Below are 12,536 nucleotides of genomic sequence, written 5' to 3' on the forward strand. Positions count from 1 at the left end.
GTTACTGAGATTACCTTTCACCTATTTGACCACCATATCCGAAAACGGTACCACATAAGCCTGAAGGAAAACCAAAATTCCCACGAGAGCTGCCAGTGCTATACTATGAAAAAACACATAGCGTAAGATCTGTCCTTCGTGTCCGTACCAATTAGTAGCGGTACTGGCTACCACTATACTCTGAGCGTCGACCATCTTTCCCATAACCCCACCAGAGCTGTTTGCGGCTGCCATAAGAACGGGACTAACATCAGTTTGTTTTGCTGTAATAGTCTGCAGGCTTCCAAAAAGAACGTTTGATGCAGTGTCTGAACCCGTTAGTGCTACACCAAGCCAGCCTAGCATAGTACCGAAAAATGGATAAAGTACCCCTGTTTTGGCTAGCGCCAGACCCAGGGTAGCATCTGCTCCGGAATACTTTGTCACGTACCCCAGGGCGAGCATAGCAGCTATGGTTATTAAGGAAAACCGCACTCTCCACAAAGTTTCAATATACACTTTCAGCATTTCTTTTAAAGAATACCCGATTGCAAAGCCGGCAACAATTGCGGCAAAAAGAATTCCTGTTCCGGTCGCAGAGATCCAATTTAATTTGAATACAGCTTCTTCTGTTTTAGCTGGTTTTTCAAGCGTAGGCAGCGGTGCAATAGGGGGCGTTCGCTTGACAAGTTTGTGGAGATAAGCAACTTCAAATTGTGGTGCGGACACCGTGTTTAAAGCCGTTTTCACCGTCGGGACACCCCATGCAAATATGAAGACTACAAGGATAAACCATGGCGTCCAGGCCCTGACCATATCTTTCTTTTTTACTACTACCGGTTCATTGTTAATAGGAACGGTATCGTCGGCAACAGGCAATTCCCAGAGTGTCTTGGGTTGCCAGAATTTTAACAATAGAATGATTGAAGCTATTGAAGCAATGGACGCGAAAATATCTACCAGCCATGGTCCATGATAATTCGATACCAGGAATTGCACAATAGCAAATGAAAGACCAGCTGTCAAAGCCGCTGGCCACACACCCATCATTCCTCTGAATCCAGCCATGGCCCAGATTACCCAAAAGGGTACAATTACTGAGAAGAACGGAAGCTGCCGTCCAACCATTGCAGACAGTTTTAGAATGTCGAGATCAGTTACAGCAGCAAGGGCAATGATTGGCGTGCCAAGCGCACCAAATGCCACGGGCGCCGTGTTGGCAATCAGCGATAAGCCACAGGCCGCCAAAGGCCTGAATCCAAGTTGTATAAGAATCGCAGCAGTTATGGCCACCGGAGTGCCGAAACCTGCCGCACCCTCGAAAAATGCACCAAAAGCGAAAGCAATAAGAATTACCTGTATTCTGGGGTCTGGTGCAATTGAAGAAAGATGCTGGCGTATTAGCTTAAACAAACCTTTATCAACTGTTAGCTGGTATAGGAAAATCAGATTGAGTACTATCCAGCCGATGGGAAACAAACCATATGCACCTCCGTACAGCGTGGTGGCTGTCACAGCTTCTGCCGGCATTCTGAAAATAAATAGTGCCACCGCAACCGCCACTACAAGTCCCAGGATTGCTGCCAGGTGGATCCGCAAATGAAAAATAGCAATCGAACCTAGCAGTACAATTATTGGTAAGGCTGCCAATATGGTTGACATCCAGGGATTATTTAAGGGATCGTAGTTTTGTGCCCAGATCTCCATTTAGTGATTGATCAAATAGGGTGTATAAACGCCGACGGCAGTCTCGGCAGGGGGCAAGTTCGGACCCGTTTTTGCAAAGTTTTGATAAGAAGGGGATTCCAGCATAATATGTAATTAGGTGATATATTTAGTTAAAAATATAAAATCGCAGGGAATTAGAGAATTAGCAAATGAGGAAATTAGAGAATGAGGAGATTAAGAGAACCAGGAAATAAGCAAATTTGCTAATTCTCAAAATTTAATAGTTCTCCAGGTCACTAATCCGGTCAAGCCATTCTTCAGCTGAACTGAAATGGGTGAAATACTGAGTTTTGACGATTCCCGCCATAATATCAATACTTTTTTTCGCGTCAAGCTGGCCGAAGGTTATAGGTGAAAGAACATGTGCGAAGTGTTTCAACCCGGCTTTTTCCATCATCGGGAACCAGGTGCCGCCTACCCAGTCTACCGCATCGGACCAGTTCCCTTTAACGTGAGTGTTATCGTTTATAACCGTACTTAATTGATGCTGCTTTAAGTAATCCAGTATCAGCAGACAACCTTTTTTTACCGTATTTTGGTCTTGATAACCATTCCATGTTGCTTCAATCCGTCTTTTTTTCTTGTTACAGCGAATGGAAATCTGATTATCAACGTAATGGTCTTTTGTCTTTTTCAATATTCTTTCGGGCCTGCTTTCGGCAAGCGGGAGCCTGATGTAGAAAGTCGACCCTTTGCCCGGCTCACTTTCGATCCAAAAACTTCCGTTATGGCGTTTCAATATTTCGCTTGAAATATACAAGCCCAGCCCCAGGCCTTCGAAACGCATGGCTGTATTATCCACCCGGTAATACCTATCGAATAGCTTGTCCAGTTTTTCAGCTTCTATTCCGATGCCGAAATCCTGCACGGAGACGATCAAATTGTGATCTTCAATAAAACTATTTATCAATACGCGGTCTGCATCAGGCGAGTATTTGATTGCATTAGCAAGGAGATTGTCGAGTACCTGTTCCAGACGGAAACGATCACCTTTAATCACGGACTTAGCCGAATTCTGAATGATTATTTTATGCTTACCGCCGTACTGGAAATTTTCTTTCGCATGTAAAATTACTTGATCAAATGTGAGTTCCTCAAAAGAATAATGCAGTTTACCTGCATTAATTTTAGTTACATCCAGCAGGTCTGCAATCAGGCGTTCCAGGCGATAAATATGTTCCGCAGATTTATTGATAAACTTCTTTAATTTATTGTCCGTCTTCGAGCGCGCCATAATCTGGTTGAAGGCTTTAATGCTCGTAAGGGGTGTTTTAAGTTCATGGCTTGCAATTGAAAGAAATTCATCTTTCCGCTGTTCATTTTCTTTTTGCTCTTCAATATCCGTACTGGTTCCTACCCATAAAAGGATTTCTCCATTTTCGTCCCTATGAGCTTTAAAACGCGATAGGTGCCAGCGATATTCTCCGTCATGCCGGCGCAGGCGGTGTTCAAAGGATTTGTTTTCTCCCCGGGCAATTGCTTTAGGCCATTCGATTTCGATTGATTTCCGATCATCTGGATGAATAAAATCCCATACCGAAGCTTTCAGTTTATCGAAATCGTGGATTCCTGTATAATCATACCAGCCCTGGTTGTAATAGTTTGCACGGCCATCCGGATGGGAAGTCCATAATTTATGAGGGATTGTATCAGCAATGAAACGGAAGCGATTCTCATTGTCCCTAAGGGCAAGTTCTGCCTCTTTTCTTTGGGTAATATCAATAACTACCCCTCCAAATAGTTTTCCATGGCCATTTACTTCCAAACTACCGCGCGCAAAAAACCAGTGAATGGCACCTTCGCGGATCACGCGGAACTCCGCTTCATAAAATCGCCCATCTTCGTAAACACTTTGCGGCCGCAGTTGTTCCAGGTCCTCCGGGTGTATCGCAGGGTTTAGAATATCCTGACTGGTTCCATTCGGCGAATAGGGTACCCCATACATTCGGGATAAGTTTTCATCCATAAAAATCTTATCTGTTTCCAGATCAGAGATCCAGGTGCCTACCAGACCAGAGGACAGTGCGGACTTTAACCGAACCTGAGTAATACGCAGCTCACGTTCTATTTCTTTGCGCTGCACAATTTCGGCCTCCGCCGCTTCATTTAATTGGGCGTTCTCGAGCGTAATACCTATATGACTGGCAAAAGACTCAGCGAATTCCAGATCAATCTCATCGTAATGGACCCCCTCTTTAGACGAAACAAATGTTACTGCCCCTTTTATTATCGTTTTATTGATAATGGGAACAATTAAAATCGACCGTAGTTTCATGCGCTGGATGAGAAGTAGTTTTTCCTGATCCGCAGTAGACGCGAGGATCATCTCATCGGTGATTACAGGAATCAGACTGGAGTTCCCGTTTTTCAGCACATCGGCAATCCCCGTATCACTATCCATATCCGTAGGATATGCTTCGCGATATTTCCGTGCCCACTCTATCATATCTGGATCTTCATGTGCCAGCACAAGTTCTTTGATCTGATTATCCTGAAGGAGATCGATACTAAACCAATTTGCAAATCTCGGTACGATAATACTCGAGATTTGTAAAAGAGCTGCATCAGTGTCACGGGCACTAACCAGTGCTTCTGCAGCGGAATTAAGGTAGGTGTAGAGCCGTTCCTTCTTTTTTAAAGAAGTAATGTTGCGGATAAAAAGGTAGATCAGGGTATCCGATTCGTCGCTGTAACAAGTAGTACTTATTAAAACTGTTTTACTCTCATAACGGCTGTTCAGGCAATATTCGGCATCTTTGAGCACCTTTCCCTTCCATAGGTCACTAACGTCATTGTTATTATCTCCCTGTTCAATGAAGTCTGTTACTGGCTTTCCTAATTGGGTTTCTTCTGAAATGAATTGCTTGAAATGTGGGTTGGTGTAAACAATAATACCCTTTTCATCAAGCGCTACGACTCCTACGGAAGTGTAAAAGTGAACTTCCTGAAAGTCACTATGTTTCAACATATCGGATCCCCGCTTCCTTTAATTTGTGTTAGTATTTCAAATATTAGCAAATGTTTGCAAAAAGAAAAGCGTAATAGTTTTAAACCATTTCCGGAAACAAAATATAAACTAAAACGCAATATTTTACCCCTATCTCACGATTATAAAACAGGAGCATTGCTTCACGTATATATAGCTTTTATTGCTGCTGATAGAAGCAGACAATCGGACAGCTTATATTTAGGTGAGGTTATTCTCTAAATAGTGTACGTATCTCTGCGCTCGGAGGGATTTTTTGCCTGTTTATTGGAAAGCTAAGAACTGACAAATTGGTACCCATACCTTTCCACCAGACTGACTTTATACAGCATTGGCTGGTGTCTTATCTCCCTCCGTTTAATGTTTCAAGCAACAATTTAGCCGCTTCTTCCGACGAACCCGGATTTTGTCCTGTGATAAGCAGCCCGTCTTTTTTTACATAGGAGCTCCAATCGGAGCCTTTACTATATGAGGCTCCCAGGTTTTTCAGTTCATCTTCCAAAAGGAATGGGACAACATCAGTGAGTTGTACAGCCTCTTCTTCAGTATTTGAAAATCCCGTCACTTCTTTTCCTTTAACCAAAGGCTCACCATTCGCTGCTTTTACATGTACTAAAGCAGCAGGAGAGTGACAAACAAAGGCAATAGGCTTATTTTTTTGGTGAAAACTCTCGATTAATGAAATAGAGCTTTTATCTTCTGCTAAATCCCATAACGGTCCATGACCACCGGGATAGAATACAGCATCAAACTCACCTTCCTGTACTTCACTTAACTTAAAAGAATCAGAAAGCTTTGCTTTCAGCGCTTTATCGGCATGGAAGCGTTTAGTGGCCGGGGTTTGATTTTCCGGACTATCACTTTTAGGGTCTATGGGTGGCTGACCTCCTTTGGGAGAAGCGATAGTTACCTCCACTCCGGCATCAGCCATCACGTAGTATGGTGCTGCAAATTCTTCTATCCAGAAGCCGGTTTTCTCCCCGGTGTTACCTAATTCACTGTGTGATGTCAATACGAATAATACTTTCATGATTTTTTGCTTAAGATTAAATTCATTTCAATTATTTCTGTGCGCCAGCAGGCGCCGGAAATTTAAAATATCTGTTTTGGTTGAACTATATTTTAACAATCATTTTGCCTTCATTCTTACCTTCAAACAGGTCGATGAATGCCTGTGGAATCCGATCAAAACCATTGACAACTGTTTCAGTATAAGTCAATTTACCTTCCCTATTCCGATTACCCTGCAACCCAAAATCTTGCCTATCTGTCCTACGATGCTACCCACCGCACCTGCAGCTCCTGAAACCACCAGTGTCTCGCCGGCTTTGGGTTTAGCAATTTCGGTCAGACCCAGGTATGCCGTTAACCCAGTCATCCCTAAAATGCCTAAATAAGCTGATAAATTGACTGCGTTTCCGTCGACCTTAATCAGATCTTTCCCATCAGAAACTTGTAATTCTTTCCAATCCAATCGCGCTGAAACGAAATCTCCAACTTTATAAACTGGATTTCTGGATTCAATAACCTCGGCAATGATCCCAGATTGAATCGGCTCATTTAACTTAAATGATGGAACATATGATTTCACGTTGCTCATTCTTCCTCTCAAATAAGGATCGACAGAAACATATAGAGTTTTCAATAATACCTGCCCGTCTGCCGCTACAGGATTTTTTTCTTCTATAAATTTGAAATTATTGATAACAGGCTTGCCTAGAGGCCGTTTATCTAATAATATCACTTTATTCATTTTCGATGATTTAATTGAGGAAGCGCCATTTGATTCAGGGAGCGCTATAAATCAACATTTGGCAGTTGAAATAGTTTCATTCCATTTATATACTCCCATCTAAGCCCTATCTTAGCGAAAAAATATCCAATATGAAGTTTCTAATCGTTTGTGTTGCCGCCTTAACCCTCGGCTGTTCTTCTGTTAATCCGGGAATGACCTTGGGGAAAGGTTCCTCGAATTCTATAGAGACCGGTGCTGAACGTACCGAAGAATATGTTTCCTACTTGAAAGGGAAGCGTGTAGCTATGCTTGCGAATCCTACTTCGATAATCGGTAAAACCCATTTGGTTGATAGTTTAAAGAGCCTGGGAATTAACATAGTAAAAGTGTTCGGCCCGGAGCATGGTTTCCGCGGTAACGCAAGTGCAGGAGTACATGTTGCGGATGAGATTGATGCTAAATCCGGAATTCCTGTGATTTCGTTATACGGTAAAAAGAATAAGCCATCCAAAGAGGATATGGCTGATGTCGACGTAATGGTATACGATCTTCAGGATGTGGGCGTACGTTTCTATACCAACATCAATGCACTGAGCCGTTTGATGGAGGCCTGTCATGAAAGCGGCAAAGAACTCCTGATACTGGACCGGCCTAATCCTAATGGCTATCTGGTAGATGGTGCTGTACTGGATATGAAATACAAATCTGGAATTGGCATGTTCCCCATACCTATGTCGCATGGATTAACGGTGGCTGAATTTGCACAAATGGCAAATGGCCAGGGATGGTTAAAAGATGGAGTAAAATGTAGACTGAAGATTGTTAAAGTGGCTAATTATAACCACGATATGCCTTATACACTGCCGGTAGCACCTTCACCTAATCTAAATACCCAACAGGCAGTAATGCTTTATCCTTCTACATGTATGTTCGAAGGAACTTATATTAATCTGGGCCGGGGTACATATTTTCCATTTACTGTACTTGGCAGCCCTGAGCTGAAAGGCAAGTATGAGTTCAATTATACACCTACTGGTATTAAGGGGATGGCCGAAACACCGCTTTTTATGAACCAGGTGTGCTACGGACTTGACCTTCGCAATTACGACGTAGAAAAGTTGAGAGCCAGGAAACAGATAAACCTTCAATGGATAATGGAATTGTATAAGGCGCATCCTTATAAAGAAAAATTCTTCGATTCCAAGCTGAGCAATCAGATGAATAGTATCGAGGTTCAAATTGGCAACGGAATCTTCCGTACGCAAATTATCGATGGTGTTTCTGAAGCAGAAATCCGCGCAAGCTGGGAGCCAGCCTTATCTCAGTATAAAGAAATGAGGAAAAAGTATTTACTTTACAACTAAGAAAAGGAATCGTTTTTAAATTATTGATTCCTTTTTCTTCCGATGGGTACGTTTCCAGCTCCCCTTTTTCAAGGGGAGGTTTCCGTCTTGGGCGGACTCAGGGGTCGAATCGCCTTCAAATAGACCTTCAAACTCTTATCCAAATCCTGTCCATCATTATGTATACTTTCGCAAAACACTCTGCAGGCTTCCGCTTAAACCAGCGCAATTTATAATCAAACTTAGGCCCCGGCCACGGATTTCCATTCGGCAAATAGATACATCCGATAACAATACCGTTGATACAGCCCTCGATATAGCGACTGTGGGTATATTCATTATTCTCCCCCGGTAGGTCATTCCGCATTTCCCGGATCTCTGTTTTAGACAGCATAGCTACCCCGTTCCAGCTTTTCTGTCCATACCAGATAGCTTGATAGCCAGCATCACGTATCGCTTTTTCCGGAAAATTTTTGCTCTCAGCTTTGAGCTCTTGCAGGCAGACAATATCGGGTTGGGCCTCATTTAACCAGCGGAGGAGGATTTCCAGACGACCGTTTATACCATTAATGTTGTATGTAGCGATTTCATTTACGGAGCCGGGGGTGAGTAGCGGCTTTTTGTTAACATCAAAGAAGGAGGATATGTTCAGTGATCCAAATCACTCCCTTGTTTGACATGGATCATTTTCTCCAGCACAAGAAATTTGCAATTTCGTTATCATAGCTTACATGTTATATTGAAATAACAGAACATGTAGCAGTAATAGTCGCATATTGCGTTAAAAATAATGATATGAAAAAAATACTAGTTACAACCGACTTCTCATCGAATTCAAAAGCTGCCCTGCGATTTGCGATCCAGTTGGCTTCACAGCATAGTTTTGCTTTAACCTTCTTTCATTCATATCATTTAATGCGGCCTACAAAATGGAGCGATAAGGTTTACGAATCCTTTCAAAGCAGCCAATCGACAGTAATCAAGAATAAACTTACGAGGTTTGTTGACTCCGTTTACAAAAGCACGGATGTGACACCAAAAAATGTCGCATATGTGATTAAGAATTCTTTTGTTACGGATAGTAATATCATGCAGTATGCTTCGGATAATGATTTCAATTTTATTTGCATCAGCCGGAGAGGGGAATCTAAACACGATAAAATATTTGGTACAAATACATCCATTCTTATTGATCAGTCGGAAGTTCCGGTTATAGCTGTTCCTCCCACCTATAGAAGGAGCGAGATCAGCAAAGTTCTCTATGCTTCCGATCTCGTGGATATTGAAAAAGAAGTGAAGAAAGTAGTAGACTTTGCTAAACCCCTGAAAGCACAAATAGAACTACTGCATTTCAAAGTCCCGTCTGATTCTGCTGGAGATACAAAGCTCGTCGAGAAAGCAGTTAAAAAGTTCTCTGATCTTCATATCAAATTAGACTTTGAAAATCTGGATTTCGCGGAAACCTTGTTGACAAACCTTCAGAAAGCAATCAAAAAATCTAAGCCCTCTGTAGTTATTATGTTCACCGAGCAAAGCAGAAGCTTTTTCGATAAGCTTTTTCTCTCCAGTAACACCGCTGAGTATTCTTATCATACGAAAATTCCGCTGCTGGTTTTTCCCAAGGACTGATGCTAAGGTTAAATTCCTGGAAACTTCCCAAGCTATAAATAATGGAATTTGTAATATATCTAATACGATAATTACACCTAAAAATAAGTTTCTGGCAACTATTTTAATTGTTTTTAAGGATTCAGGCAGATTCTATACCTGCCTGAATATGGATTTAATTTGTTTTAATTCATAACTAAAGTATCATCAAGAAAACTGACTTCGCCCGTTGTAATATCATGGGTACCACCAACAATCCCAATAGTACCAGCTTGAATCATTTCCTTTAAAATCGGGCTGCGTTCCATGATGGCATGCACTGATCTTTTTACATTAATTGTTGACACTTTTTCGACAAATTCGCTATTGCTGGAATTACGTTTTTCTTCGTCTGTCACTGTCTTTTCATCATATACCGCCGGTTGTATTTTGCTAATCAAAGCAGTAAGGTTACCCATCTCAACATGGTCACAAGCACCTTTTACAGCACCACATTTAGTATGGCCAAGTACCACGATAATTTTTGAACCAGCTACTTTACACCCAAACTCCATACTGCCAAGAATATCCTCATTAATGATATTGCCCGCAATACGCACACTGAAAACATCGCCTAGTCCCTGGTCAAAAATTAGCTCGGCGGAGGTTCTTGAATCAATGCAGCTGAGGATTACAGCGAAGGGATGTTGCCCATCGGATGTTTCATTAGCCTGTTGCAAAAGGTTACGATTCGCTTTAAGATTATTCATGAATCTTCTATTACCTTCTTTTAAAATATTCAAAGCTTCGGAAGGGGTAATCGCAGCTTGCATTTCTTTAGTTAATGTCTTCATTTTGTTATCTTGATTATTAGTTTAATTTTAATATGCCGGTTCGATAAATTTTATTTTTTCAACAGTAATATTCTTTGTCTTAGCATTTGTTTCGTAACTTTTGATCAGTTCAATTACATCGTTAGCAACGGATTTTGATTGCGAAAAATCAATGACCACTTTCGAATTGGCTGGGATCGCATCTAATGCTCTCATCACACTTGCCTTATTAAAAAACGACACCTCTTGCGCCAGTTCGATATAATGCACTTCTTGCCCATCCTCAGAAGTTACCACTTCTTTCATATGGTGCGAATTACGGTAACTATGGCGCAAGGTGTAAAATATGCCGAAAAGCACACCGATGGTTATTCCTTTTAACAAGTCGGTAGCCAATATGCCGATAACTGTGGCCATAAAGGGAACAAACTGCTCCCAGCCTAATTTGTACATCCGATGGAAAAGTGCGGGTTGAGCTAATTTATATCCTACTATGATTAATATTGCAGCTAAACTAGCCAGGGGGATCATGTTCAGCAATCCAGCGATAGTGATCGCGCTTAATAACAGATAAACTCCGTGCAAAATAGCTGACATCTTTGTTTTACCGCCAAAAGCGATATTGGCAGAACTGCGTACGATAACTTGTGTTATGGGTAAGCCTCCAATTAGTCCCGAAATCACATTTCCCAAACCCTGTGCTTTCAACTCCCTGTTCGTTGGTGTTACTCTTTTATCCGGGTCTAGCTTGTCTGTAGCCTCTACGCACAATAATGTTTCAAGACTTGCCACTATTGCTAATACAATTGCCACCTCCCAAACTTTAAAATTTGTTATCGCTGAGAAATCCGGGAAGGTAAAAAAGGTAAAAAACTCCCCCAGGCTATTGGCAACTGGTAGCCTTACTAACTGATCAGCGGCCAAACTGAAATTCAGAGTTCCCGATTGATATAGGTAATTCATCACAATACCCAAAAAAACGACTACTATAGGGCCTTGTATAACCTGAAATATTTTATGCTTCTTGATTAAAACCTTATCCCAAATTACTAGTAGAACAAGGGCAATCGCTGAGATCAAAACGGCACCTAAAGTAATGTTATTGAGTGCATTGCTGATCGACGATAGCGTGGTACCTCCATCAGCTTGAAAGTAGGATAAGTCTCCCTCCGGGTCATTATCATATCCTAATGCATGTGGAATTTGCTTTAAAATAATAAGAAGGCCGATGCCCGTTAACATTCCTTTTATTACCGATGAGGGAAAGAAATAAGCGATAAACCCAGCTTTGGCAAATCCCATAATAAGCTGGAAAATTCCTGCAAGCACAATGGCTAATAAAAAGGCCGGCCAGGAACCTATAGCGGCAATGGAGGTTAAGACTATCACGGCCAACCCGGCCGCAGGGCCGCTAACTCCAAGTGGTGACCCGCTGGCGATACCAACTACAATACCACCAACAATGCCGGCAATAATTCCTGCAAAGAGGGGAGCACCGGATGCCAGCGCAATTCCAAGGCATAATGGAACCGCCACAAAAAAAACGACTACACTAGCTGGAAGGTCGCTCTTTAATTCTTTAAACATATTACTTTTTTTCATATGCGAAATTGGTTATGATTTAGAAAACTAAGATAGCACCTATATTGTAAATGATAGTATTACTATGTCATAAAATTGTAAAGCTTTTTTTCTATCATTGTAGAATTTAACATTATGATCATTGTTTGTTATAGCTTAATAGAAAACAGAAGATATGGAGATACAGTTGCAAATAACGATGAACGAGAAATTGTTTCTAAGAAATCCGGAACAAACAGAATTGGGTAAAAAGATTATCCGGCACAGTATTCAATTAATACACAAAAGCGGGTTCGAATCGTTCACTTTTAAAAAACTGGCAGAAGATATTGGCTCCACGGAAGCAGGGGTTTACCGATACTTCGAAAATAAGCACCGTCTATTGATATACATTACGGCATGGTACTGGGCTTGGCTGGAATATCGGGTTGTTATAAATACAAGCAATATTCAAGATCCCGAGGTGAAACTTAAAAGAGCCATTCAGTTATTAGCTACTACAATCGAAGATGACATTAGGACAAGCTATGTAAATGAAAGTATATTGCACCAGATAATCATTGCTGAAGGAACCAAAGTCTATTTAACCAAGCATGTTTCTGAAGACAACAAGGACCAGTTATTTAAGCCTTATAAAGACCTTTGTGCAAAGATTGGTGGCATTATTCTGGAATGTAATCCTAAATACAAGTTTCCAAAATCTCTGTCAAGCACCATTATTGAGATGGCACATTTCCAAAATTTTTTTATGCACAATCTTCCCT

At 41.4% G+C, this 12,536-nt stretch carries 10 protein-coding genes; 3 read left to right on the plus strand and 7 right to left on the minus strand.

What is annotated here, in order from left to right:
- Positions 1–21: 21 nt before the first annotated feature.
- The 4 genes from WBJ10_RS00170 to WBJ10_RS00185 all read right to left on the minus strand — a co-directional run bounded on the left by WBJ10_RS00170 (position 22) and on the right by WBJ10_RS00185 (position 6,446).
- Positions 22–1,686, minus strand: coding sequence for an L-lactate permease (locus WBJ10_RS00170; protein ID WP_424287436.1), 1,665 nt, complete (start codon positions 1,684–1,686; stop codon positions 22–24).
- A 238-nt stretch (positions 1,687–1,924) separates the two neighbouring features.
- The gene (locus WBJ10_RS00175; RefSeq protein ID WP_424287438.1) at positions 1,925–4,675 is read right to left on the minus strand and encodes an ATP-binding protein; all 2,751 of its coding nucleotides are present in this window, start codon (positions 4,673–4,675) and stop codon (positions 1,925–1,927) included.
- 361 nt (positions 4,676–5,036) lie between these two features.
- Positions 5,037–5,723, minus strand: a complete 687-nt coding sequence (locus WBJ10_RS00180; protein ID WP_424287440.1) for a type 1 glutamine amidotransferase domain-containing protein — start codon at positions 5,721–5,723, stop codon at positions 5,037–5,039.
- Between the two features lie 186 nt (positions 5,724–5,909).
- Positions 5,910–6,446, minus strand: a complete 537-nt coding sequence (locus WBJ10_RS00185) for a hypothetical protein (protein ID WP_424287442.1) — start codon at positions 6,444–6,446, stop codon at positions 5,910–5,912.
- A gap of 131 nt (positions 6,447–6,577) precedes the next feature.
- On the opposite strand from WBJ10_RS00185, the gene WBJ10_RS00190 reads away from it, so the two are divergent.
- A complete protein-coding gene (locus WBJ10_RS00190; protein ID WP_424287444.1) occupies positions 6,578–7,792 on the plus strand; it encodes an exo-beta-N-acetylmuramidase NamZ family protein in 1,215 nt (404 codons plus the stop codon).
- Positions 7,793–7,919: 127 nt separating this feature from the next.
- Here the strand turns inward: WBJ10_RS00190 and WBJ10_RS00195 are convergent, their stop codons facing one another.
- Positions 7,920–8,423, minus strand: coding sequence for an exodeoxyribonuclease III (locus tag WBJ10_RS00195; protein WP_424287454.1), 504 nt, complete (start codon positions 8,421–8,423; stop codon positions 7,920–7,922).
- A gap of 143 nt (positions 8,424–8,566) precedes the next feature.
- Between WBJ10_RS00195 and WBJ10_RS00200 the strand changes: the two genes are divergently transcribed.
- Positions 8,567–9,400, plus strand: a complete 834-nt coding sequence (locus WBJ10_RS00200) for a universal stress protein (protein WP_424287446.1) — start codon at positions 8,567–8,569, stop codon at positions 9,398–9,400.
- 164 nt (positions 9,401–9,564) lie between these two features.
- On the opposite strand, the gene WBJ10_RS00205 is transcribed toward WBJ10_RS00200, so the two are convergent.
- Positions 9,565–10,212 (minus strand): carbonic anhydrase family protein, encoded by a 648-nt coding sequence (locus WBJ10_RS00205; RefSeq protein WP_424287448.1) that lies wholly within the window; start codon positions 10,210–10,212, stop codon positions 9,565–9,567.
- Positions 10,213–10,239: 27 nt separating this feature from the next.
- The gene (locus WBJ10_RS00210; protein ID WP_424287450.1) at positions 10,240–11,793 is read right to left on the minus strand and encodes a SulP family inorganic anion transporter; all 1,554 of its coding nucleotides are present in this window, start codon (positions 11,791–11,793) and stop codon (positions 10,240–10,242) included.
- A 154-nt stretch (positions 11,794–11,947) separates the two neighbouring features.
- On the opposite strand from WBJ10_RS00210, the gene WBJ10_RS00215 reads away from it, so the two are divergent.
- The coding region (locus WBJ10_RS00215; RefSeq protein WP_424287452.1) for a TetR/AcrR family transcriptional regulator at positions 11,948–12,536 on the plus strand (589 nt) is incomplete at its 3' end.

Origin of the sequence: Daejeonella sp., assembly GCF_049655485.1 — a bacterium.
Classification (GTDB): Bacteria; Bacteroidota; Bacteroidia; order Sphingobacteriales; family Sphingobacteriaceae; genus Daejeonella.